This is a genomic window from Rhizosphaericola mali (assembly GCF_004337365.2).
Lineage (GTDB): Bacteria > Bacteroidota > Bacteroidia > Chitinophagales > Chitinophagaceae > Rhizosphaericola > Rhizosphaericola mali.
In genome coordinates, this window is record NZ_CP044016.1 from 68880 (window position 1) to 93996 (window position 25117).

A 25117-nucleotide genomic window follows, 5' to 3' on the forward strand; every position below is an offset into this window, starting at 1 on the left:
AACAGAAATTCAAATAAATAAAGTACGCTAGAATCGATTTTTAGTGTACTTTGTTGCATTATTTAAAAAAGGTAAGATTGTTATGCAAGAAGATAGAATATTAAGAAGTGCACTAAAATCTAAAGTAATATCAGCGGAAGAATCCGCTTCGTTTTTTAAAGACGGAATGGTTGTCGGTGCGAGTGGATTTACACGCGGTGGAGATACGAAAGTTGTATTAAAAGAATTAGCAAAAAGAGCGCAAAAAGAACCATTAAAAATTCAATTATTTACAGGAGCATCGCTTGGTCACGGGACTGATGCGGATCTTGCTGATGCCAACGCTTTGATCAAAAGATTACCTTTTCAAGTAGATGCGATTTTGAGAAAACACATCAATGCAGAAGATCTTTTATTTGTCGATCAACATCTTGGCGAGACTTCAGAATTGTTGATTAATGGAGATTTACCAAAAATAGATATTGCCGTCATTGAAGCTACACAGATATTAGAAGATGGGAGTATTATTCCTACGACTTCTGTGGGTAACAATGTTGCATTTATGGATATGGCTGATAAAGTTATTATTGAGATTAATACTGCAATTCCCTTAGAGATTCGAGGATTTCATGATATTTTTCAACAAGGAAAAGCTCCGCATAAAAAAATTATTCCAATTACCGCTTCAGATACAAGGATCGGAACCGAATCTATTCCATTAGATCCTGAAAAAATTATTGGTATCGTTTTTCATGATATAACTGACATGACGGGTGATATTGTACCTCCAGATGAAAATACGGCTGCAATTGCTTCTCATATCTTGGATTTTTTGGGAAATGAAGTAAAAAAGGGACGTTTGACTAAATCATTATTACCATTACAATGTGGTATCGGTAAAGTTGCGAACGCAGTGATGTCAGGGTTTTTAAAAGGTGATTTTGAAAATCTAACAATGTATTCTGAGGTATTGCAAGATAGTACGTTTGAATTAATTGATGCCGGTAAAATGGATTTCGCATCTGCAACTTCCATGACCGTTTCTAAAGGATGTTATGATAAATTCATGAACAATTTAGAAACCTATCGCAAAAACGTAGTATTTCGTCCCCAAAATATTAGTAACGCGGCAGAGGTGATTAGAAGGTTAGGTGTAATTGGTATAAATACGGCCTTGGAAGTGGATCTTTATGGCAATGTTAATTCGACACATGTAGGAGGTACGAAAATGATGAACGGTATTGGAGGTTCGGGAGATTTCGCTAGAAATGCATACATGAGTATTTTCGTTACTAGTTCTACTGCAAAAGATAATAAAATATCTTCTGTTGTTCCAATGGTTGCGCATCATGACCATACAGAACACGACGTGGATGTTTTGGTTACAGAGAAAGGTTTGGCTGATTTACGCGGTTTGGCGCCGATTGAACGTGTACCTATTATTATTAATAATTGTGTGCATGAAGATTATAAAGATGAATTTTTGGATTATTTCAATAGAGCAAAAGCAAAAGGTGGTCAGACTCCACATTTATTAGATGAAGTATACAAGTGGCATACTCGATTTAATGAAACTGGAAGTATGAAAGCATAGATATTTATACAAAAAATTAAGCTGTCAAAATAATAAATTTGGCAGCTTTTTTGTTTTAATACAAATCCTATAGCATGTTAAATTTGAATATCTAGCAGGAAATTTGCATGAAAATAAATACCTTAGATAAAAAATGATTGCACGCGTAAAAATGACAGAAATAACAGCTAATGCTGTTAAACAATTACAAGAAAAACATGGAGAATTATTTTTCTTTCAAAGTGGGGGATGTTGCGAAGGTAGTCAACCATTGCTTTACGAAAAGGGCTCTTTTTATGTAGGAAGTCGAGATGTTTTGTTAGGCAACGTGAACGGCTGTGACTATTATATGTCACCAACAGAATTCAAGTATTGGCAATATACCGAGTTGACAATTGATGCAGTTCCAGGCGTTGGAGTGGGCGGCTTTTCATTAGAATCGACGATTGGGTTAACATTTGTTACTAAATCAAGGTTGTTTACAGAAGAAGAATTAGTGGAATTGAATAAATTAGAAAATTCTATTGCAAAAATCTAATAATTCATTCATTTTCTTTGTGTTATCACCAAAAACATTTATTATTGGGTTGTTAAATTATTTATAACTGTATTAAAAAATGATTTTCTATGAGAAAATCCGATCTCGTAAATAGCATTTCTGAAAAAACGGGCATTCCAAAGGTGGACGTTTTAGTTACGATTGAATCTTTTTTGAAAGAAATTAAAGGTAATCTTTCCAAAGGGGAGAATATTTATATTCGAGGATTTGGTAGCTTTATTACGAAAAAAAGAGCGGCTAAAATTGGACGTAATATTAAGAAGAATGTCGCTGTAGAGATTCCAGAGCATTATATTCCTGCATTTAAACCTGCAAAAGAATTTGTCAGCGAGGTAAAACAAAGCCAAAAATAGGTTACCTTAGCGGATCAAATTTTTGGCATGAAGAAGCAAAAAATTATTTTACTCGTTTCGGGCTTATTTTTATTTGTACTGATTTATTTTGGAGGTAATACAATTCCACCTAAGAAAAAGATGGCAGCTATGCCGTCCGCCATGTTGTCTGAAAAAAAGACCATTACAACGGATGAAATCATAGCTAAGGCAAAACAACACCTAACAGCCGAACAAACTACTCAAATTACCGAGTTAGAAAATAGTGTAGTTAGAGGTGATGTAAAATCCCAACAAGAAAAAGTATACGGGCAATTAGCCAATTTTTGGACGAAGGATATGGGAAGACCTGATTTAGGTGCTTATTATACTGGTCAAGAAGGTCTTTTGGAAAATTCAGAAAAGAAGCTTACCTTTGCCGCCCATTTGTTGCTTAATGGAGTTTTGGTATCTGACAGCGATCCTGCAATGCAAAACTGGTTGGCGACAAATGCGAAAACGTTTTTTGATAAAGCTCTGGAAATCAATCCTTCCAATGATTCAACTAAGATAGGAATTGGAGCGTGTTATATGTTTGGTAACATTTCAGATAATCCTATGCAAGGTATCTTACCTGTAAGAGAGATTGCTGAAAAAGATCCAAAAAATATTTTCGCTCAAATGATTTTAGGAATGGGAGGTATCAAGAGTGGTCAGTACGAAAATGCGGTTAAAAGGTTTCAGGCTGTATTGGCAGTAGATCCAACAAATCTAGAAGCTACTCTCAACTTAGCAGAAACGTATGATAGATTAGGAGATAAAACTAATGCTATCAAATGGTACAAAAACGTACTTGAAAAGATTAATGTTCCAGATGCCAAAAAAGAAATCGAAGAACGTATTAAAGCATTGCAACAATAATGTTGATTTATTAATAATAAAATTTTTTTGAATTATGCCTTGTGGTAAAAAAAGAAAGCGTCATAAGATAGCAACGCACAAACGTAAAAAAAGATTAAGAAGAAACCGTCATAAAGGTAAATAGTCTATTTTTTGATAAAATAGATCGTTGTATTTACTTTATGCAGCAATATTTTTCAATGCCGGAATCAATGCCGGCATTGATTATTTATACTTTTTAGGACTCTTGCAACTTTTCAACTTTTCCTACCAATCTTTCTGTAAGGGATTTTACTGAGTAATTCTCTTATAGTAGTTGTATTCTATTTATTTGAAAAATGGAATATAATTTTTTTAGCGTTTAAAGTTGCATTTGTGAATAAAGAATTGATTATCAATGCTAATCCTACTGGTGTAGAGATTGCACTGATGGAAGATAATAAACTAGTAGAGCTTCATACCGAGAAAGCCGGTAATGGTTTTTCTGTTGGAGATCTCTTCCTGGGTAAAGTTAAGAAACTGATGCCGGGATTGAATGCCGCATTTATCGATGTCGGGTTCGAAAAAGATGCTTTTTTGCATTATACAGATTTAAGTCCTTACGTAAAATCATTATTGAAATTTACGCAGTTGGCTATGAATGATAAGTCTGAAAATGGCTTTGATTTTTCAAAATTTCAAATAGAACCAGAAATTGTCAAGACTGGTAAAATAACGGAAGTCTTGAATGGTAAACCCAATATTTTAGTTCAAATATTGAAAGAACCAATTTCTGCGAAAGGTCCAAGATTGAGCTGTGAGATCTCTCTTCCTGGAAGATTTGTAGTTATTACGCCTTTTAATGACATCGTCGCTGTTTCAAAAAAAATACACTCTTCTGATGAAAGGAAAAGACTCAACTCAATTGTGTCTGCCATAAAACCACACAATGTAGGAGTTATTGTAAGGACCGCTGCTGAAGGAAAAAAGACAGAAGAACTTCATAGTGATTTGAATCAATTAATTGAGCGTTGGACGGATATTCAAAAGAAATTAAAAACGGCAGAACCTCCTTGCAAAATATTGAGTGAACAAACAAAAACTACTAGTATTTTAAGAGATTTGTTAACGCCTGATTTTAATCGAATCATTGTAAATGATAAAAATATCTACAATGAAGCTCACGAATATGTGCAACAGATATCTCCAAATAAACAAAATATTGTTAGCCTCTATCAAGGAGGAAGTTTGCCTATTTTTGATCAGTATAATATTACTCGTCAGATTAAAGCGTCTTTTGGTAAGACTGTAAATATGCCCAGCGGAGCATATTTAATTATCGAAAGGACGGAAGCTTGTCATGTAATAGATGTAAATAGTGGTTATAAAAATGTAAGTAATAGTCAAGAAGAAAATGCAGTAGCAACCAATATTGAAGCCGCCGAAGAAATAGCTCGACAATTAAGACTGCGTGACCTTGGAGGTATTATTGTAGTGGATTTTATCGATATGAAAAATCCAGAGAACAAGAAAAAGGTTCAAGATCATATGGAACTTTGCCTCAAAAATGATCGAGCTCGCCATTCTGTTTTGCCATTATCCAAATTTGGATTGATGCAAATTACACGACAAAGAATGCGTCCAGAGATTACTATCAATACGGAGGAGGTTTGTCCGAGTTGTAATGGTACGGGTAAAGTAACATCTTCTTTATTATTGGTAGATGAGATCGAAAATAGACTGGAATATCTCGTGCAACATAAGCACCGTGCATTGCAAATAATGGTTCACCCTATTGTATACTCACATCTTACGAAAGGTATATTTAATTCTATTAGACAAAAATGGCAACGTAAATACAAGGTGAAGCTGTTTATTAAGCCGAATAATAATTACTACTTTACCGAATTTCATTTCTTTGATGAACAAGAAGATGAAATTAAATTATAAAAAAAGACCGACATTAGAATATTCTAATGTCGGTCTTTTTTTTATGTTTTTAACAAACTCAATTTGGCAAATGATTGTTTGCTCACTATTTTTGGAACTCTAGACAATGGCAAAACTCTCGTTAAAATATATACGAATTTTATTCATTTTAGGACTAACTATATTTTTTAGTTTCAAATTGGTTTCTGCTTACGCATTTACAAAAGAGGTAATTAAAAATCATATTTCGTCTTGTGAAAAAAACACGGATAATAATGAGAAGAAAACTTCTAATTCTGAGAATGATTCTTCCGATAACGAAGGCTGTAGCAAACTTCCAGAATGCTTGGCTGTAGATTGGATTTCTCCCGATGTTGATTTTATACATTTTGGGACATATGAAAATATCACGTTGTTTTATAGTATTTATTTACATGAAAAAGTGATGTCTCCTATATTTACTATACTAACTCCTCCTCCAGATTTAGGATAAAATTTCCAAAATTTTCAATTTGTATTGCCAACAATAGTTGGTCGATATTTCAATGGATTTGAATATTCATTCCATTGTAGATATGTATATGTACGGTTTTTATTCTGTGCAAATACATAGTCATTCTATCACTATTTCCTATAAAATAAAAAAATGGGTAAGAAACATCATGTGAGTTTACTTTCTCCGTGGCAAAAATTAATTGCATTGCTACAGTTTGAGAAAGAGACGATTAATTATGTATTTGTATATGCCGTATTAATCGGTTTGATTGGATTGACGCTGCCATTAGGTGTAACAGCTGTGTATAATTTGCTTTCAAATGGTGCAATATTTAGTTCGACTTATATTTTGATCGGTGCAGTTTTGTTAGGTGTAATTATTGGAGGTCTCTTACTAATTGGCCAGTTAACATTAGTTGAGTCTATAGAACAACGGATATTTACAAGGACTTCTATTGAGTTTGCATATAGACTTCCAAGAATAAAAAAGACTGAATTGGTAGATGAATATCCACCCGAATTGGTCAATCGCTTTTTTGATATTTTAACTATACAAAAAGGGTTAGTAAAATTGTTGGTAGACATTGTTGCCGCATGTGTAACTATTCTTTTTAGTGCAGTATTGTTGTCATTTTATCATCCAGTATTTATTGGTTTTGGGATATTGATTGTGTTAGCAATTATTTTGACATTGGGCTTATATTATAGGCAAGGATTATATTCTAGTATTGAAGAGTCCGAACATAAATATGCTCTTGTTGGATATTTGGAAGAGGTTGCTTCTGAATTAGATAAATATGATTCTAAAGAAAAGAAAGATGAAATTATTGAACATGCTGATAAAATCACTTCTCAATATTTGGTTGCAAGAAATAGTCATTTTTCTGTTTTGCGTAAATTTTTCAAAAGTTCATTAATTCTTAGAACCCTTTTAATGGGAGCATTATTATTGTTGGGTTCCTATTTCGTGGTAAATCGTGAAATGACTTTGGGGCAATTTGTTGCTGCTGAAGTGATCATTGTACAGATCAGTTATAGTATTGAAAAATTGATGACGAGTATGGATACCGTATTTGATATGGTTACTGGTAGTGAAAAACTTGCGGTGGTTACAGATTTAGAATTAGAAGACGAGAAACATTAAAACAATGGGAAATATTAATAAACATATTGTAGAAACCAAAAAATGGTATACTGTTTTAAAGCATTCCAATAATGAATTATTATCTGTAGGAGCTTCTAAAACATTAGGAAGAATAATGCTTTTTTTATTGGTTTGCTTTGTCATTATTCTGTTTTTGCCTTGGCGACAGACTATACCTGGAACAGGAACGGTTACTGCATTAAGACCAGAAGATAGACCACAAACTGTACAAAATCAGATTGGCGGGAGGATTGAACATTGGGCTGTGCGGGAAGGACAAGAAGTGAAAAAAGGGGATACTATATTAGTCTTATCCGAAACTACACAATCCTATTTTGATCCTGAATTACCTACACGACTTAACGAACAATTAAGTGCCAAAAAAGGGAGTGAAGATGCCGCATCGCAAAAAATGACAGCGACACACGAACAAATCCATGCATTGAATGATGGGTTAAGAGCGCAATTATCCTCTGCGCGTAACAAAGTTACACAAGCCATCAATTATGTGCACATTGATAGTGCAGATCTGGTCGCTATTGAAAAATTTTATGAAACGAGTAAAGCGCGTTTAGTTCGTTACGAAGAAGGATATAAAAATGGCCTATTTTCCTTGACGGATATTGAAAGTCGAAGACTGAAATTGCAAGAAGATTTGGCTAAAGTGGTGAGTCAACAAAATAAGCTAAATAATTCACAACAAAATTTATTGAATTCGCGTATTGAATTGGATAATATTAATGCAAAATATCAAGAGTCTTTAGCAAAAGCTCAGTCAGATTTGAGTACTGCATTTTCTAGTAAAGTCAGTGCACAAGGAGATATTGCTAAGTTGAGAAATGAAATTTCAAATGTGGATTTTAGACGAGGACTATATATTGTACGTGCTCCTCAAGATGGTTTTGTTGTAAAAACTTTGAAAGCTGGTGTTGGGGAAAATATCAAAGAAGGTGAATCTATAGCAACGCTACAACCAAAGCAACCTATGTTAGCTGTGGATATTTATGTCGATGCGATGGATGTGCCCTTGATATTGGATAGTAGTGACGTTAGACTAGAATTTGAAGGTTGGCCTTCGGTTCAATTTTCAGGTTGGCCGTCAGTAGCTGTTGGTACTTTTGCTGGTACTGTGGCGGTAATTGATAGAGTAAGTAGTTCTAGTGGAAAATATAGAATTCTAGTTATCCCCAAAGATCCACTTCCTACAAAAGACGATCCATGGCCAAAACAATTGAGACAGGGCTCTGGTGTATTCGGTAGAGTAATATTGAGATCTGTACCATTGTGGTACGAAATCTGGCGTCAATTAAATGGATTCCCTCCAAGTTTGGAAAAAGAACCTACCGGAAAGGAAAAGAAGAAGTAAATAAAAAAGAAATTACATGTTATATATTATAAGAAAATATATTTTTCTCTTAGTGTATTGCGCTTTTGTCTCAACAATAGTAAACGCTCAGCAAGTACAACAAAATGTTGATTCTGCCAAAGAATTTTCGTTGAGTGATTTGCAAGCTATTGTGCTTGAAAATCATCCTGTGATTAAGCAGGCATTTTTATTAGGAGATGAAGCGCAAGCCAAAATCTTGTCCGCATTGGGAAAATTTGATCCCAAACTAGAATCTCATTTTGCTAGAAAACAATTTGGTCATAAAGATTATTATAGTAACTGGCAAAGTGAACTAAAAGTGCCATTGTGGTTAGCGGGTGCAGATTTAAAAATAGGTTATGATAAAAACTATGGAGAGTATACCAATCCACAATATTATACGGGTAGAGACGGACTGACAGGAGTTGGTTTAAATATTCCAATTGGTCAAGGTTTGATTATTGATGAAAGGCGCAATACGCTCAAGCAAGCGAAAGCAATGGCTAAATATGCAGATGCGGAGCAAGTGAAACAAATTTTGACTATTTGGTTTGAGGCCGTAAAAGAATATTGGAATTGGTACTATACTTACAAGCAATATCAATTATTGAAAAATGGTGTTGATCTAGCTGAAACGCGTTATAAAGCAATAGTTAGACAAACCTTACTAGGAGATAAGCCTCCTATAGATTCTGTGGAAGCTTTTATAATGGTTCAAGATAGGAAAATTCAACTAACAAAGTTGGATGTTGAGTTGCAAAATGCGACAATAGTATTATCTAATTATTTGTGGGATGAAAGCAATGTTCCTGTTGAATTGCCTACTTATGCAATACCTCAAAGGATAGACTCTTCCTATAGTGATGTAGATAAAATAAAATTGAATGAATTATTTGATTATGCACTTAATCAGCATCCAGAAGTTTTGAAACTACAATCAAAAGGAGAACAATTGGATATAGAAACGGCATATCGAAAGGAAATGTTGAAACCAAAAGTGGATCTCTCCGGGTCGTTGCTAACTAGAAGAAATACATTTGGTGATTATTATCCGGATTACTATGATTTTGCATGGAAAAATTATAAAGTAGGCGTCAATTTTGCATTTCCATTATTTCTTAGAGCAGAACGAGGAAAGTTAAGAGAAGTAAAAATTAAAAGACAAGATGTAGACTATGATTTATTTCAAATGAATCGTAATATTCGAAATAATATTACATCCTCCTACAATACTTTAAGTGGTTATAAACGTTTATTAATCCAACAAGATGTAAATGTAAATAGCCAGCAGACTTTGTTAACCGCAGAAATTCAAAAATTCTCGTTAGGAGAAAGTACACTTTTCTTAATTAATAGTCGAGAAACAAAGTTGATTGACATGAAAATAAAAAGAGAAGAACTGGTTACTAACTATCAAAAGAAAATCGCGGAGATATATTATAAAGCAGGAACGAAACAAAATGTAACCCCTTGATCTCTAAGTCCTAAAAAATATAAAACTCCATCTCATGCGAATGAGATGGAGTTTTAGTTTAGAAGAAATATTTATATACTTCTTCTACTTTACCCAGCATAATTATTTCAATGGAAAATTTCTTTATATTAAAGGATTTTCTATTGTATTTGGAAACTATAATTTTTTCAAATCCCAATTTTTCAGCTTCGGATATTCTTTGTTCTATTCTGTTTACGGCTCTAATCTCTCCATTCAATCCAACCTCGCCAGCAAAGCATATAGATGATGGAATGGGCACGTCTTCGTAAGAGGAAAGTAATGCACATATTACCGCCAAATCAATTGATGGATCTTCCACCTTCATTCCTCCAGCAATATTTACAAATACATCTTTAGATCCATATTGAAAACCTCCACGTTTTTCTAGTACAGCCAATAAGAGTTGTAACCTTCTTAAATCAAAACCGCTTACTGTTCTTTGTGGCGTGCCATATACACTTGGTGTCACTAATGCTTGAACTTCCACTAATAATGGTCTTTGTCCTTCCATACTTGCAGTTATAGCACTGCCACTTAAAGGCTCATCTTTTTCAGTAATTAAGATTTCGGATGGATTGGTGACCGCACGCATGCCGGCTCCACTCATTTCATAAATACCCAATTCGGAAGTATTCCCAAATCTATTTTTGAATGTACGAAGTATACGATAACTATAATGTCGATCTCCTTCAAATTGAAGCACCACATCTACCATGTGCTCTAATATTTTGGGCCCAGCAATACTTCCCTCTTTTGTTATATGGCCTATTAGAAAAACAGGAGTTCCGGTTTCTTTAGCAAACCTTTGAAACTCTGCAGCTGTTTCGCGTATTTGAGAGATACTACCTGGAGATGCTTCTAATAGATTGCTTTCCATCGTTTGAATAGAATCTACTATGACTAAATTGGGTTGTATGTTTTTTATTTCTTTAAATATCGCTTGTGTCGAAGTTTCTGTGAGTAAATAAAAATTGTCATTTTTAATGCTTAATCTATCTGCTCGCATTTTTATTTGCGAAGCGCTTTCTTCACCACTTATATATAGTGATTTGATTTGATTTAATTTGAGTACGTTTTGAAGAAATAAGGTACTTTTTCCAATTCCTGGTTCGCCTGCAACCAATATGATACTACCAGCAACTATACCACCACCTAATACGCGATTAAGTTCCGGATCAGTAGTCAGTATTCGATATTCTTCTCCTCCTTGAATATCTTTTAATAGTTGAGATTTCGAATTTTTCGTAGTTTCTGTGCTATTATTTTTTATGTTGTACTGCGTCCATTCATTTTTATCTTTTGCATTTCCTGTATCAACTACTTCTTCGATAAATGTATTCCATTCGTTACAAGCTGGACATTTTCCCAGCCATTTCACACTTTCATAACCACAATGAGAACAAAAAAATACGGTTTTCGCTTTTGCCATATTCCAAAAATAATATCTTATTGAAATATATTTTAATTAAATATTTGTATTCTATATTTCAGTTATGTAAATATTAACGATCCGGACAGTAAATTTGCCTCAAATTGAATAGGGTGAAAATTATTGCATTTGAAACTAGAAATGATGAATCTGAATATTTTGCGGCAGTTGAAAAAGAGAAAGGTATTGAGTTGAAATTAATACCACAAAGATTGACGATTGCTAATAAGAATCTATTGGAAGGTTTTCAAGGTGTGAGTATTCTCGGGCATAGTGAGGTAAATATAGAAATGTTAGATACTATGAAATCTTATGGCATTTCTAGATTATCTACGCGAACTATTGGTTTGAATCATATTGATGTAAATTATGCCAAATCTATCGGAATTGAAGTGACAAATTCCACTTATGATCCAGCTTGTGTCGCTGAGTTTGCGATAATGATGATGCTGATGTCTTTACGTAAATATAAACAAGCCATGTTTCGAGCGAATGTCAATGATTATTCCTTGAAAGGTTTGCAAGGGAAAGAATTGAAAAATTGTAAAGTAGGAATTATTGGTACTGGTGGCATAGGACTAGAAGTTATTAAAATATTAAATGGGTTTGGATGTGAAGTTTTGGCGTATTCCCCTAGTTTGAAGAAAAAAAATAACTTGGGTGGATTAGCAAGCGTTGTAGACTATGATGCGTTGTTACAAGAGTCTGATATCATCTCCTTACATCTGCCTTTAAACGATAATACGCATCATATGATAAATCAACAGGCTATTGATAAAATGAAAGATGGTGTTATTTTGATCAATTGTTCACGTGGCGGATTGATGGATGTAAATGGTTTAATTCGTGGAATCGAAACTAGAAAAATTTCCGCATTAGCTTTAGATGTATTTGAAAATGAATCTGAGATTTACCATTTTGATCGAAGATTAGATATTATTTCAAATAAAGATATGGCTTATTTACGTCAATTTCCCAATGTAATTATGACACAACATATTGCATTTTATACGGAATCTTCTATTGAAAGTATGGTGCGTGTGAGTTTGGATAATTTGACTAAATAAATTTAATAAATCGAATTGTATGGGTCGCTATTAAGTTGTACAATGTCTGGCTTATTTACATAGTTGGTATTAAATCTAAATCGTAAATTGGCAGTCATCCCAATTTTAAATTGATTTAAGCCAGGAACTCTCTTAGGGAAATAGAGAGACCGCACTTCTATAGTTCCGAATACTAAATTTTCATTTCTTATCCGAAAACCTGGTCCAAATCCAGTGTATAATGCAGTTCTTTGTAGATTTCCTTTAGGCGGTGTGAGTAGGGATAGATCTCCCGCCATAAATGGTGCAATCAGAAATCCGAAAATCTTTTTGGGTGTATAAGCAATCGTTTCAGAATGAAAAGTAAGCCTCCGACTTCCAATAGTGGAATCCAATCCGAAATTTCTCAATCCGTATTGAGAATTATTAATTTTTAATGGATCAAGGGTACGCCTATTAATAATTTCTGAATAGCTAAATCTAAATATTTGTCGAATTTTAGTTTGATTTCTATAAATAACTCTACTGTAAAATGTGGCTCCCATGATATATCCAAAATCTCTGAGTCCTTGCTGTATAAAGGTTCCTCCTTTTAGAAAATATTGTAATATATCACCTTGGGAGGACAAATTATATTTATTCAAATCCCAACCAATATAGGGTCTCGAAGTATTTAATTGTCTAAACCAGCCTCCAATCAAACTATAACTGTGCCCATAAGGAATATCCTCCGTCGTACCAAAACCATAGAAATATCTTGTTTGGTAAAAGTTTTGTTTGAAAAAAGTCAATTGTGCCAATGCTCCTTGACGTGAATCCGTCATGTAATTAAATCCATTGGTAATCTGTGTAGGTGCATTGTGAAAAGTGTATTTCATATAACGAACAGAAAGTAAAGTACGCGCACGATTTCTTTCATCTGTTAAATATTTTTTTATACCAAGATTGATTCCTCCCCATATATCAAAAGTGGTATAGTTATATTTATAATAGCGACCGTCTTCTATAAGATTGGAATATACATTATGGGTCTTTGCTTTACTCAGAATAAGTCCTCCAGTAAATTTTTTATATTGAGAAACTAAAGGTCTTGATAATTCAAATGTTGTAGATTCTTCATTTCGATCTCCTGTGACTATATTTTTCCCGACACTGGATGCCATGATGCGCATATCTGCAAATGATCCAAATAAATTATAGTATCGATAGGTAAATTCCGCTCCAGCTCTTGGTTTACGACCATTGTCAATAAATGGCATGTATTGAATAGATTGCCCCAATCCTCCTAAATTCATTTCTGCGACTGTAAATCTTTGTGTACTAGCAGACAAGGACCCAATGCTACCAGTAATACTAAATAAATCTTTTGTGACTACCGTAATATCGATAGAATCAGAATTGCCAGGAATGGTATCGACTATAATCCTAGCATCACGAATAAATGGAATCGTACGATAAAAACGCTCATTATCCGCGATGACTGTTGGATAAAATTGCTCGCCAGAATGGAAAAAAAGGTTTTTCTTAATTACACTTGGGCGTGACATTCTATGTAATTTGGTCAAAATATTCGTGCCAAAATATTTTTTCTTCTGCGTAGAATCCTCCATATTTTGGTAAAAATTCAATTCTGTGAATTTAATATTTCGAATTACTTTCCCTAAATACCTTGAAAATCGCAATTGATTATTGAGAAGTGTTAAATTCAATGTACTCGCTGTATCGCGCACGGTTACATTGTGTTTGGTAAATGGATCACTTAACTTTTTAAATATGGGATTTTTATGATTTTCTGTTTTTTGCAGATGGGTTGTATCTACAGTTTGGCTCATCCCTTCCTTTGTGAAAATGAATACCGAAAGGATGACAATTATCCCAATGTAAAATATGGTGAACCTTTTTGCCAACAAGATTCTAAAATACAGAATCTTACCGAATCATTAATTTTTTCTAAAAAAAGAAAACAATTTAATCTTTTCCTTTACATTTGCCTCATGAATACAAACATACATATCCATCATCATGACTTTTCCTTTAGGTAGGCCTGGTGAGATAATGTATTTATTATTCCAAATTATTATTAAGGCTTACAGCGATGTAAGCCTTTTTTATTACACTCAACTGAAAAAAAATGAGCTCAAATGAAATTTCTTCTCTAATAGAAGAAAAAAATGTTTTAAGATTGGCAATTCAAAAATCAGGAAGATTGCACGACGACTCTATGAAATTGTTGAAAGAGTGCGGCATCGATATTAGCAATGGCATCAACAAATTAAAAAGTGAAGCGGCTAACTTTCCTATAGAATTATATTTTTTACGTGATGATGATATTCCTCAGTATGTAGAAGATGGTGTGGCTGATATTGGTTTCGTCGGGGAAAATGTAGTATTTGAAAAAAAGAAATCCGTTGAGATTACTGAGAAATTAGGATTTGGAAAATGCCGTCTGTCTTTCGCTGTTAGAAAAGGAGAGGAGTTTGGCGGAGCGACTAGCCTACAAGGCAAAAGAATTGCGACAAGTTATCCCGTTTTGGTACAGGATTATTTAGATAAATATAATGTAAAAGCCGATATTCAAGAGATCAGCGGAAGTGTAGAAATCGCTCCTGGTATAGGTTTGGCAGATGTTATCTGTGATTTGGTTAGTAGCGGTTCTACTTTATTTATGAATGGTTTGAAAGAAGCGGATGTGATCCTACAATCTCAAGCAGTGTTGATTACCAACCAAAATATTACGCCAATCAAACGCGCAATTTTGGAATCATTAATTTTCAGAATTCAAGCGGTTAGAAAAGCAAAAAATAACAAATACGTTTTGATGAATGCGCCAAATGAAGCGCTTCCTGAGATTGAAAAATTACTTCCCGGTATGAAAAGTCCAACGATTTTGCCTTTGGCTGTAGAGGGTTGGAGCAGTATTCACGTAGTATTAAGTGAAACTCAATTTTGGGAAATTGTTCAAGATTTGAAAAAATTGGGTGCAGAAGGTATATTGGTATTGCCTATTGAAAAAATGGTACTATAATTTTAGTTAAAATATTTTATTCAAATGAATGTTTATTATCAACCCAATCCAAGCGAATGGGACGAAATTATTAAAAGACCAACGCTGGACACGACCGCTTTGAAAGAAAAAGTGTCTGGCGTATTACAAGATATTCAAGCAAATGGCGATCAAGCAGTATTGAAATACACGTCTTTATTTGATCAAGTTGAATTGGACAATAATGTAGTTACAACTTCCGAAATTCAAGAAGCGGTCGATTCTTTACCCGAAGAATTAAAAGCAGCCATTCAAAAAGCGGCAGCCAATATTCAAAAATTTCACGAAGTGCAATTGCAACCCATAGAAAAGATTGAGGTGATGCCGGGGATTGTATGTTGGCGTAAATCAGTTGGAATTGAGAAAGTCGGTTTATATATTCCAGGAGGATCTGCTCCTTTATTTTCTACTATATTGATGTTGGCAATTCCTGCGAAAATCGCTGGTTGCAAAGAAATTATCTTGTGTTCGCCTCCGAATAAATCAGGCAAATTGCATCCTGCGATTTTGTACGCAGCAAATTTGGTTGGCGTTACTAAAATATTCAAAGTTGGTGGTGTACAAGCGATTGGCGCGATGGCTTTTGGAACGGAAACTATTCCAAAAGTTTCTAAAATATTTGGACCGGGAAATCAATTTGTTATGTGCGCCAAACAATTAATTCAAGAGGCTGGCGTGGCGATTGATATGCCTGCTGGACCGAGTGAAGTATGCGTATTGGCGGATGCAACTGCTGTACCTAGTTTTGTGGCAGCGGATTTACTTTCTCAAGCGGAACATGGACCAGATAGTCAAGTGTTTTTGATCTCTACAGATAAAGCACTTTTAGATAAAGTTCAAACTGAAATAGCAAAGCAATTAGCAGTATTACCACGTAAAGATTTGGCGGAAAAATCTTTGAATAATAGCAAATTGATTTATGTGGATTCCATACAAGATGCGATTGATTTGGCAAATAAATATGCACCAGAACATTTGATTATTTCTTGTGAAAATGCTGAAAATATTGGCGAACAAATCATCAACGCGGGTTCTATTTTCTTGGGCAATTATTCTCCAGAAAGTGTGGGAGACTATGCGAGTGGTACGAATCATACCTTGCCGACAAATGGTTATGCAACAGCTTACAGCGGAGTGAGCGTCGATAGTTTTGTCAAAAAAATCACTTTCCAAAAATTGGAAACAAAAGGTTTGGAAGATATAGCATCTACCGTAATTGCAATGGCAGAAGCGGAAGGTTTACAAGCACATGCCAATGCGGTAAAAGTGCGTATCGCAAAATAATTGTCATTTATTCAAAACGGAAAACAAACTTCAATTATGGCTTTTAATTTAAATAGTTTAGTTAAAGAGAATATTCTCAAATTGGCGCCTTATTCTTCTGCTCGAGATGAATTTTCAGGCGACGCCAAGGTTTTTTTGGACGCAAATGAAAATAGTTTTGGTTCGCCTTTGAATCGTAATTACAATCGTTATCCTGATCCACACCAAAAACAATTGAAGAAAAAATTAGCCACCATCAAGAATGTGGAGGCAAATCAAATATTTCTTGGAAATGGTAGTGATGAATGTATTGACCTTTTATACCGTTGTTTTTGTAAAAGTGGCGTGGATAATGTGATCATTTGCCCTCCAACTTATGGTATGTATGAAGTGAGTGCCAATATCAATGAGGTTGATTTGAAAAGAGTGGATTTGGATGAAAATTTCCAATTACGTTTAGCCGAAATCGAAAATGCCATTGACGCCAATACTAAATTGATCTGGATTTGCTCGCCAAATAATCCTTCGGGTAATTTATTGAACGAAGCAGATATCAAAACTTTATTATCCAAATTTTCTGGAATTGTTGTTGTGGATGAGGCATATATTGATTTTACAAATAGCGTTTCTTTCAATCAATATTTGTCCCAATATCCCAATCTTGTAGTGATGCAAACCTTTAGTAAAGCTTGGGGGTTAGCTGGTTTGCGTTTAGGGATGGCGTTTGCGTCTATGGAGATTATAGCGATTATGGATAAGGTAAAACCTCCTTATAATATTAATCAGGTTACACAAGAATTAGCATTGCAGGCTTTGGAAAATGAAAACCAAATGTTGGAAATGCAATCAGAAATTGTAACTTTAAGGCAATCTTTAGCGGAGACACTTTTGCAACTGCCTATGGTTGACACTGTTTATCCTTCAGATGCGAATTTTTTATTGGTAAAAGTTAAAGATCCAGCGGGTTTATATCAATTTTTGATAGACAAAGGATTGGTTGTGAGAGACCGTCATAAGGTTATTTTATGCGATGGCTGTTTGCGTATTACGATAGGTACACTATCCGAAAATGAGGAGTTGATCAACTTAATGCACGAAGCGTCTATCTAAAATTGGCAAAATTATTGCCCGTACGGAAATAAAAAATACCTTAAAAAGGAATATTTTAATACTAAGATTTCATATATGATTCGAAAAAAAGTGTTCGGACTTTCTTTTGCTTTGTTTGCAACAGCCTTTGGTTTAAAAGGTTTTAGCCAAAAAGTTGACTTTAAAGAATATGATCTGAAAAATGGACTACACGTTGTTTTGCATGATAACAAAACGGCGCCAGATGTTGCGGTTTCTGTAATGTATCATGTCGGTTCCAAAAATGAAGTAAAAGGAAGAACTGGATTTGCCCACTTTTTCGAACATTTATTGTTTGAAGGTTCGGATAATATCAAGCGTGGAGAGTTTATGAAAATTGTCGCAGCGAATGGCGGACAAAATAACGCCAATACCACGCAAGATCGTACGTTCTATTACGAAGTATTGCCTGCCAATCAGTTGAAATTGGGACTTTGGTTGGAAAGTGAGCGCATGATGCACCCAGTTATCAATGATATCGGAGTAAATACACAGCGGGAAGTAGTGAAAGAGGAAAAAAGAATGCGCGTCGATAATCAACCTTATGGACAATTTATGGCGGTGGTTTTTTCCAAAATGTTTACTAATCATCCTTATCATTGGGTTCCTATTGGATCTATGGAAGATATCAATAATGCCAAATTATCCGAATTCAAAGATTTTTTCAAAAAATTCTATGTTCCTAATAATGCAGTGTTGAGTATTTCGGGTGATATTAATATTCCAGAAACGGAAGCTTGGGTAAAAAGTTATTTTGAGTCGATACCAAAAGGAGCTGAAGTAGTACAACCTGCCATTGAAGAAGCGCCGATTACTAAGGAAATGATCGATACCGCCTACGATCCTAATATCCAAATACCTGCAATATTCACAGCGTATCGTGTTCCTGGAGAAAATACAAAAGATGCAGTCACTTTGAGTCTATTGACCTCATTATTATCAAAAGGTGAAAGTTCTCGTTTTAATAAATATATCAAAGACCAAAAAGCGGAAGCGCTTGAAGTAACTGCATTTAATTATACTTTAGAAGATTACGGTTTATATATCAATCTGGCTTTGCCAAGTGGAAATGTACCTTTGGATACTTTGCTAAATGATATGGATGCACAAGTCAAAGATGTACAGACAAATTTGATCACTGACGCAGAATTTAAAAAGTTGCAAGTGCAAGCGGAAACCGATTTTGTAAATAGTAATAACCGAAATATTGGGATTGCAGAGAATTTAGCAGATGGTTATACATTTTACAAAAAAAATACGGGTCATGTCAATGATATCCTTACAGAAATAAGATCTGTTACAAAAGAGGATATCAGAAATGCTGCAAGGAAATATCTCAATCAAAATCAAAGATTGGTACTTTATTATTTACCTAAAGCAAGCAAATAATCCGTTTACAAACAGACATTGTTTTCCGTATTTGAAATTTAGATGTATGAAAAAAATTAGTTTAATCTTAATAGGTTTATTTTCTGGAACGATACTTCTTGCACAAGATGTTAATCGTACGAAAGCTCCTTTGCCTGGTCCCGTTCCCCAAATCAAACTCCAAGATCCTGCGATATTTACTTTGAGTAATGGCATTACTGTAATTGTAGTTACGGATAAAAAAGTGCCTCAGATAAGTGTAGATTATGCAGTCGATGCTGGTCCGATCAAAGAAGGTGCAAAAGCTGGCGTTACTTCTGTCGTTGCTGCGATGATCCAAGAAGGAACGAAATTGCATTCCAAAGCCGTATTTGATTCTACCATTGATCAGATTGGTGCAACTTATTCAGGTGGCAGTGTAACTGCGTTGAGCAATTATTTTGAGCAAGCATTTGGCTTGTTTACCGAAGCTTTGCAGCAGCCATTATTGTCAGAAAGTTCCTTTAAAAAAGTTCAAAATCAATTCATTACTGGAGCTAAAGCAAATGAAAAAAGTGCGGAATCCATGAGTGAACGTGCTGTCAATGCATTGCTTTACGGAAAAGCAAATCCTTTGGGCGAGTTTTCTTCGGCAACTACTTATGCTGGATTGACATTGCAAGATGTAAAAGATGCTTACCAAAATTATTATACGCCTTCACGTGGTATTTTGACTTTCGTAGGAGATATCACACCAGAAAAAGCAAAAGCGCTTAGTCAACAATATTTGGGAGCATGGACTGGTAAAAAAGTCGAATTACCCAATTTGCCTTTAGTCGCAAGTCCAAAACAAACAGAAATTGATATCGTAAATGTGCCTAATGCGGTACAATCCGAAATTAAAGTGGCCAACTTGGTGAATTTGTCTAAAACCAATCCAGATTTTTTCCCAGTTATTTTGGCAAATGAAATTTTAGGTGGTGGTTCCGAGGGACGATTGTTCAAAAATCTGCGTGAAAAACATGGATTTACATATGGCGCTTATTCGAGTGTAGGTTCGGGTCGCTGGCAATCGACATTTATGGCTCAAGCTGCTGTGCGCAATGACAAAACGGATAGTGCGGTGATAGAATTTTTGAAAGAGATTAAAGATATCCGCTCGATACAGCCAACAATTGAAGAATTAAATATAGCTAAAGCGCTATACAATGGTCAATTTGCTTTGGGAATGGAAAATCCTGCACGCCCAGCAGCATATGCCAAGAATATTTTGCTAGAAAAACTTCCGAAGGATTTTTACAAAAAATTTCTACAAAAAATTAATGCGGTAACTCCGTCAGATATACAAAGAGTCGCGCAGAAATATTTTAATTATAACAATACACGTATCGTTATCACTGGAAAAGCTAGTGATATTAAAGGCAAATTGGAGAAATTGGGTTATCCTGTAACAGTTTACAATATCGATATGGATACCTTGAAGCAAACTTCTGCGACAGTGTCTTCCGTGAAGGCAAAAGATGTGTTGAATAATTATTATACCGCCATTGGTGGTTTGGATAATTTGAAAGCTATTAAATCTTTGCAATTGAATGGCAAAATGTCTGTGCAAGGGATGGATTTGGTATTTGAGGAAAAGAAATTAGCGCCTAATTGGGATATGGCAACCGTATCGATGGGCGGTAATCCGGTGATGAAAAATGTATTCAAAAGTACTTCTGGATATGAAATGCAAATGGGCAAAAAGAAAGATTTGACTGCTGCATTATTAAAAACTAAAAATGAAGATGATAAAGGAATCATTGAAGAATTATATTATTTGCAACCAGAATTTGGTTTGAGTGAGGTGACAGAGGAAGACATCAATGATACGCCACAGTATAAAATCACCGTAAAATTGCCTTCTGGAAAGTCTAAGATTTTATATTTTGATCAAAAGACGCATCTCATAACAAGAACAATTCAATTGGAAGATGGTGATGGAGGCGCACAATTAGCAACCTCTATTGATTATAGTGATTATAGAACGGTCGATAATATTAAATATCCATTTTCTATCGTTACGAATATACAGACACCACAAGGAAGTCAAGAATTACCAATTATTTTGGATACAGTTGTTCTCAATGCAGGAGTGAGCGAAGCTGATTTTTAGAAATTTAATAATAATTCAATAGTAGCAATTTGTTCAAATCAAAAAGATTTGTCAAATTGCTAATTCGTTTTATACAAATGTCCTATATTGGGGATTCCCCTAAATAAATTAGAGTAAATGAAAAATATTACAGTTAAAATTATCAATAAATCCAATAACGAATTACCTAAATATGCTACAGAAGGCGCTTCTGGCCTTGATTTAAGAGCTAATTTGGATGCACCAATTGTCTTAAAACCGATGCAAAGGACTTTGGTTCCCACAGGTTTATTTTTAGAATTGCCAGAAGGGCATGAAGCGCAAATTAGACCAAGAAGTGGGTTAGCAATTAAGCAAGGAATTACTTGTCTTAATACGCCTGGCACAATTGATGCAGACTACAGAGGAGAGTTAAAAGTTATTTTAATAAATCTGTCCGAAGAGACGCAAACAATTAATCATAGTGATAGAATCGCCCAAATGGTGATACAACAAGTGTCGCAAGTAATTTTGTATGAAGTAAAAGAAATTAGCGAAACGGTGCGTGGTGAAGGCGGATTTGGACATACTGGAAAAATATAAAAATGAAGCGATTGAATTGGAATAAATGGGTGGCTATTGGAATGTTGCCAGTGATGATTTTGTCTTGTAGAAGCACAAAAAAAATACAGCAAACCGGTCAAAATACTACTTCTCAAAGTATTACAAAAGACAGTAACAAAATTGAAAAGCCTATTTTCGATTCAATGCAATGGGCCAAAACAGTGTTGGATAGTTCTATTGGGAATGAGCTAAAATACCATACATTTTCAAGTAAAATGTCATTTTCTATTAATTCAATCGCAATTACGCAAAGTGGCAATGCGAGTCTTCGGATGGCCAATGATAGTTTGATTTGGATGATGCTTTCTGGACCTTTTGGTATAGAAGGTGGACGGGCTAAAATTTCTTCTGATAGTATAATAATAATGGATAAGATTCATGGTAATGTTATGCCACGGTCTATTGATTTTTTACAAAATTTAGCGCAGGCGCCGATCGATTTGCCTAATATGCAAAGCTTATTATTGGGAAAATATTTTTTCCCAACGAGTGACTTCAAAGGTTTCTTACTTTTGCCTAATAAAAATTTGCAACTTTCTTTTCAAAATGGAAAGTTCTATGCCTATCACGAGCTAAATAATAATGGGTCAATCGTCAAAACTTTGTTGACTGATACGACACGACCTGATTATCAATGCTTGGTAGAATATGACACTTATGAAAATACGTCAAATGGCAATTTCCCCAAAAATGTAACCATTACGGTAACGGGAAAAATGAAAATGAAGGTAGAATTAAAAACAAAAGATTATAAATTGAATGAAAATCAAGATTATCCATTCAATATTCCTTCAAAATATTCTGTCAAATAGCGATTATTAACGATATATTTCGAAAATTTTCTTAACATTTGGTTAATTTCGCCATTGAGTTGAATTTTAAATACCTTTCTTGTGATAACTTACAAGAATCAAAATATATTCTATTGATGAAGAAATTGTTGTTTGTATTGACTATCACCGTATTATGCCAATTTTCGGGATATAGTCAACAGACAAAAGCAGATATACAACGCGAGCAAGCACAACTTAAAAAGGATTTGGCAGATTTAAACCAAACCTTAACAGAAATTCGCAGTTCGAGGAAGAAATCTTTAAGTGAATTGTATCTTGTTCAGAAAAAGATCCAAACGCGACAAGCACTTGTAGAGAATATCCAAAAAGAAATTGTTGTTTTGAATACGTCTATTCAGCAAAATGAGGCAACAATCAATACCTATAGCAAACAATTAGATACGCTAAAAAGAAAATATGCCGCAAATCTTGCATTTGCCTATAAAAATAGAAGTAATTACAATTATGTAAATTTCATTTTTTCTGCCGCTTCTTTCAATGATGCAATAAAGCGTATTACTTACTTAAGAAGTTATCGTCAATATAGAGAATCACAAGTTGCAAATATCAAGAATCTCCAAGCGACTTTGCGTGCGAAAATTGATGAGTTGAATGGTAATAAAAAGGAAAAAGGAACTGCACTTGTAAGTCAAAATACAGAATTGACTAGTTTGCAAACAGATCAGCAAGAGAAAGATAAATCCATGGAGGAATTAAAATCTCGTGAAGGGGAAGTTGCAGGAGAAATTGAGGAAAAAAATAAGGTAAGAAGAAGGCTTCAATCCAATCTGAATAGAATTATTGCGGAAGAAATTGCTGCTGCAAAAGCAGAAGCGAAGAGAAAGGAAAAAGAACGTCAAGCGGAACTGGCAAGACAAAAAGCGGCGGAAGAAGCGCGTCTGAAAGAATTAGCGAGAAGACAAGCCGAAGAAAAGGCACGTCAAGAAGCCATCGAAAGACAAAAAGCAAAAGAGCGCCAAGAAGCATTAGCTGCGGCGGATGCACAAAGGGCTGCTGCCAAAACCGCTCAAGAGGAGGAAAATGCACGTATTGCCAGAGAAAAATTGGTTAAAGAACAAGAAGCCGCTCGTGCCAAAGAAGCACAAGACGCTGCTGATCGACTAGCGAAAGCTAAAGAGGATGAGGAAAAAGCTAAGGAAGCCAGTCAAACAAATGTGGAGAAGTTAAGATCTTCTAGGTCATATAGTGTACTCGAAAATTCGGATAAAGGTTTAACTGAGTCTATTGATTTTGAAAAAAATAAAGGACGTTTGCCATGGCCATCAGGTGGTGTAGTTATCAGTTCTTATGGTAAACATTCTATACCTGGTACCAAAATACAAGAAGATAATCCAGGTATTGATATCTCTGCACCAGTAGGAAGCCCGGTTCGTTCTGTTGCTAACGGTGTAGTTTCGAGAATTGTTGATGACGAAGGAACTGGAGAGTACACCATATTTATTCGTCATGGTAAGTATTTTACGATCTATAGTAATGTAAGAAATCCAGTATTGAAAAATGGAAGTTCGGTTATGGCTAATACTTTAATAGGTTCTGCCGGTCCATCTCTAGAAGGTGATGGTGGTATGATTTCATTCTTAATTGCAAATGAAAATGGTGCGAATTTGAATCCAGAATCTTGGTTAAGAAGACGATAATAATTTTATTATAATATATAAATAAAGGCTTACAATAATGTAAGCCTTTATAGTTATGTACTTAGAACTATCATAAGTAGATCATTGGTCGCGAATTTTTTAATAGCGGTTGTAATGTCCGTTATGATGTCCATGGTATCCATGAGGACCGCCACCACGTTCTACTACACAAGCGCTGAAAGAAACCATAATTGTTGCGATAACTAAAATGAATAGTAATAAATTCTTTTTCATAGTTGATACTTTTTAATTAACTAATACCAACTTAAATTCAATCTAAATGCCAAGTATAGTTAATTGAATAGCTTTTAAGTGAATGAGCGATTTGTTTCGGTGAATTTATTTTTCCCATCTTGGAATGTCTATATCGAGATCAAAAAGATCTAAGGCTCGTGCTACAGAAAAGGTGACAATATCATCCACTGTTTTGGGTTGAGAATAAAAAGCCGGAACGGGAGGCATGACAATAGCTCCCATTTGCGTAACTTTTTCCATTGTTTGGATGTGGCCAAGATGTAAAGGCGTTTCTCTAAACATAAGCACTAAACGCCTCCGTTCTTTTAAGATAACATCCGCCGCTCTCGATACTAGTGAACTTGTTACTCCAGTCGCGATTTCTGACATGGTTTTCACGGAACAAGGGGCAATCAACATTCCTTTCGTTTTAAATGAACCGCTGGCAATACTCGCTCCGATATCTTGCGGCGTATACACGTTGTCAGCCAAAGAGAGAATCTCCTCCCTTGTAAAATCCGTTTCATAGTTGCGAACAAGTTCGGCAGATTTACTAATAACTAGATGCGTTTCCAATTCTGTACTTTTAAGCAATTGCAATGCTTTAATTCCGTATTGAATTCCTGTTGCTCCACTGATTCCGATGATGATTCGCTCTTTTTTCATATA

Annotated in this window: 22 protein-coding genes; 18 read left to right on the top strand and 4 right to left on the bottom strand. The window is 34.8% G+C overall.

From position 1 onward, the window contains the following. The first annotated feature begins 82 nt into the window (after positions 1 to 82). The 9 genes from E0W69_RS00270 (at position 83) to E0W69_RS00310 (ending at position 9709) form a co-directional block, all read left to right on the top strand. Positions 83 to 1573, top strand: coding sequence for a succinate CoA transferase (locus tag E0W69_RS00270; protein ID WP_131328043.1), 1491 nt, complete (start codon positions 83 to 85; stop codon positions 1571 to 1573). Between the two features lie 133 nt (positions 1574 to 1706). After that, positions 1707 to 2090, top strand: coding sequence for a DUF779 domain-containing protein (locus E0W69_RS00275; RefSeq protein WP_131328044.1), 384 nt, complete (start codon positions 1707 to 1709; stop codon positions 2088 to 2090). 89 nt (positions 2091 to 2179) lie between these two features. Then, positions 2180 to 2464, top strand: coding sequence for an HU family DNA-binding protein (locus E0W69_RS00280; protein ID WP_131328045.1), 285 nt, complete (start codon positions 2180 to 2182; stop codon positions 2462 to 2464). Positions 2465 to 2491: 27 nt separating this feature from the next. Next, the gene (locus E0W69_RS00285; RefSeq protein WP_131328046.1) at positions 2492 to 3343 is read left to right on the top strand and encodes a tetratricopeptide repeat protein; all 852 of its coding nucleotides are present in this window, start codon (positions 2492 to 2494) and stop codon (positions 3341 to 3343) included. Positions 3344 to 3697: 354 nt separating this feature from the next. Continuing rightward, positions 3698 to 5251, top strand: a complete 1554-nt coding sequence (locus E0W69_RS00290; RefSeq protein WP_131328047.1) for an Rne/Rng family ribonuclease — start codon at positions 3698 to 3700, stop codon at positions 5249 to 5251. A gap of 106 nt (positions 5252 to 5357) precedes the next feature. Beyond that, entirely contained in the window at positions 5358 to 5723 is a 366-nt protein-coding gene (locus E0W69_RS00295) for a hypothetical protein (RefSeq protein WP_131328048.1), read from the top strand. 153 nt (positions 5724 to 5876) lie between these two features. Further along, a complete protein-coding gene (locus E0W69_RS00300) occupies positions 5877 to 6869 on the top strand; it encodes an ATP-binding cassette domain-containing protein (RefSeq protein WP_131328049.1) in 993 nt (330 codons plus the stop codon). 4 nt (positions 6870 to 6873) lie between these two features. Next, on the top strand, positions 6874 to 8235 hold the full coding sequence (locus E0W69_RS00305; protein WP_131328050.1) for an HlyD family secretion protein: 1362 nt from the start codon (positions 6874 to 6876) through the stop codon (positions 8233 to 8235). Between the two features lie 16 nt (positions 8236 to 8251). Further along, positions 8252 to 9709, top strand: a complete 1458-nt coding sequence (locus E0W69_RS00310; RefSeq protein WP_131328051.1) for a TolC family protein — start codon at positions 8252 to 8254, stop codon at positions 9707 to 9709. A gap of 58 nt (positions 9710 to 9767) precedes the next feature. On the opposite strand, the gene radA is transcribed toward E0W69_RS00310, so the two are convergent. Then, a complete protein-coding gene (gene radA, locus E0W69_RS00315) occupies positions 9768 to 11159 on the bottom strand; it encodes a DNA repair protein RadA (RefSeq protein WP_131328052.1) in 1392 nt (463 codons plus the stop codon). Between the two features lie 113 nt (positions 11160 to 11272). Here radA and E0W69_RS00320 point away from each other — a divergent pair, with 113 nt between their 5' ends. Continuing rightward, positions 11273 to 12226, top strand: coding sequence for an NAD(P)-dependent oxidoreductase (locus tag E0W69_RS00320; RefSeq protein ID WP_131328053.1), 954 nt, complete (start codon positions 11273 to 11275; stop codon positions 12224 to 12226). A 2-nt stretch (positions 12227 to 12228) separates the two neighbouring features. Here E0W69_RS00320 and E0W69_RS00325 read toward each other — a convergent pair whose 3' ends face one another. Next, positions 12229 to 14037 carry a hypothetical protein gene (locus tag E0W69_RS00325; RefSeq protein WP_131328054.1) on the bottom strand — a complete coding sequence of 603 codons (1809 nt, stop codon included), beginning with the start codon at positions 14035 to 14037 and terminating at the stop codon, positions 12229 to 12231. A 299-nt stretch (positions 14038 to 14336) separates the two neighbouring features. On the opposite strand from E0W69_RS00325, the gene hisG reads away from it, so the two are divergent. The 8 genes from hisG to E0W69_RS00365 all read left to right on the top strand — a co-directional run bounded on the left by hisG (position 14337) and on the right by E0W69_RS00365 (position 24214). Further along, a complete protein-coding gene (gene hisG / locus E0W69_RS00330; RefSeq protein ID WP_131328055.1) occupies positions 14337 to 15230 on the top strand; it encodes an ATP phosphoribosyltransferase in 894 nt (297 codons plus the stop codon). A 24-nt stretch (positions 15231 to 15254) separates the two neighbouring features. Next, entirely contained in the window at positions 15255 to 16532 is a 1278-nt protein-coding gene (gene hisD, locus E0W69_RS00335; protein WP_131328056.1) for a histidinol dehydrogenase, read from the top strand. Between the two features lie 36 nt (positions 16533 to 16568). Next, on the top strand, positions 16569 to 17621 hold the full coding sequence (hisC, locus tag E0W69_RS00340) for a histidinol-phosphate transaminase (protein WP_131328057.1): 1053 nt from the start codon (positions 16569 to 16571) through the stop codon (positions 17619 to 17621). A gap of 75 nt (positions 17622 to 17696) precedes the next feature. After that, positions 17697 to 19028: a M16 family metallopeptidase gene (locus E0W69_RS00345; protein WP_191967917.1), complete on the top strand. Its 1332-nt coding sequence runs from the start codon at positions 17697 to 17699 to the stop codon at positions 19026 to 19028. 46 nt (positions 19029 to 19074) lie between these two features. Next, positions 19075 to 21141: a M16 family metallopeptidase gene (locus E0W69_RS00350; RefSeq protein ID WP_191967918.1), complete on the top strand. Its 2067-nt coding sequence runs from the start codon at positions 19075 to 19077 to the stop codon at positions 21139 to 21141. Positions 21142 to 21258: 117 nt separating this feature from the next. Beyond that, complete coding sequence (dut, locus tag E0W69_RS00355) at positions 21259 to 21702, top strand: dUTP diphosphatase (protein ID WP_191967919.1); 444 nt, start codon at positions 21259 to 21261, stop codon at positions 21700 to 21702. Positions 21703 to 21704: 2 nt separating this feature from the next. Further along, complete coding sequence (locus E0W69_RS00360; protein WP_131328059.1) at positions 21705 to 22535, top strand: DUF4292 domain-containing protein; 831 nt, start codon at positions 21705 to 21707, stop codon at positions 22533 to 22535. A gap of 116 nt (positions 22536 to 22651) precedes the next feature. Continuing rightward, positions 22652 to 24214 (top strand): peptidoglycan DD-metalloendopeptidase family protein, encoded by a 1563-nt coding sequence (locus E0W69_RS00365; protein WP_131328060.1) that lies wholly within the window; start codon positions 22652 to 22654, stop codon positions 24212 to 24214. A 99-nt stretch (positions 24215 to 24313) separates the two neighbouring features. Here the strand turns inward: E0W69_RS00365 and E0W69_RS20660 are convergent, their stop codons facing one another. Together E0W69_RS20660 and E0W69_RS00370 are read right to left on the bottom strand one after the other, a co-directional pair. Continuing rightward, entirely contained in the window at positions 24314 to 24448 is a 135-nt protein-coding gene (locus E0W69_RS20660) for a hypothetical protein (RefSeq protein WP_255478213.1), read from the bottom strand. A 105-nt stretch (positions 24449 to 24553) separates the two neighbouring features. Beyond that, positions 24554 to 25114, bottom strand: a complete 561-nt coding sequence (locus E0W69_RS00370) for a UbiX family flavin prenyltransferase (protein ID WP_131328061.1) — start codon at positions 25112 to 25114, stop codon at positions 24554 to 24556. Positions 25115 to 25117 lie beyond the last annotated feature (3 nt).